The sequence below is a fragment of the Streptomyces swartbergensis genome, from assembly GCF_002148965.1.
In the GTDB taxonomy this organism is placed as follows: Bacteria; Actinomycetota; Actinomycetes; order Streptomycetales; family Streptomycetaceae; genus Streptomyces; species Streptomyces swartbergensis.
This window is the reverse complement of record NZ_NGFN01000829.1, coordinates 1-696: the sequence shown is the minus strand read 5'-3', so window position 1 is coordinate 696 and position 696 is coordinate 1. Positions and strand designations below refer to the sequence as shown.

The following is a 696-nucleotide window of genomic DNA, read 5'->3' as shown; positions in this document are numbered from 1 at the left end:
ACTTATGCCTGGGGAGGGACGACGCCCCCGTCTCGGTCGGTCCGATCACCAGGACCGTCGAATGGGTGGCCGTGCTGCTCCAGCTGCCCGACACCCGGGCGTTCGTGGCACGCCGGCTCCCCGGTAAAGGCAAGAAGTCCGTCTCCACAGCGATGCTTGAGTTCGGCTCCGCCCTGCGGCCGCTGCCCTATGAGCGGCTCGCGAACAACTGCGATTCCGACGAACTGCGCCAGCAGCTCGGACGGAGGATCGGCCTGGGCGACGTCCGCAGCGAACCCCAGCCCGGGAGCCTGCAGACGCCGTTCGCCGTTCACCTTGGGCACGCAGTGCCGCTGTGTCTGCAGAACCAGGACGAGATCACCACACGCAGCATCCTGTTTCACCGGCAGGGCGAACGAGACGGCGGAGCACGGCTGACTTCCACCCTGCCGTACTTCCTCGGCGCTGTCGGCGAGGATCAGGCGCAAAAGCAGCACGACCTGACGGCCGCCCGGCGGCTGTTGCGACGCCGACAGCAAGACCTGAAGGTGGCCGAGACCGCCGACGGCGACATCGACGCCCACCTGCACCAGTTGCTGTCCCAAGCCCGCACGGCAGGACTGATCTCAGCCGGCGACGAGTTCGACAGTCGCGAGGCGCTGATCGACGCCCTGCGCGAAGCGGTCCGCTTCCCACCGCCAGCCACCGGCGAGGAAC

The 696-nt window shown here is 68.2% G+C and carries 1 pseudogene; it reads left to right on the top strand.

What is annotated here, in order from left to right:
- Positions 1 to 65 precede the first annotated feature (65 nt).
- Positions 66 to 696, top strand: a pseudogene (locus CA983_RS44590) (DUF3732 domain-containing protein); the annotation flags it as partial.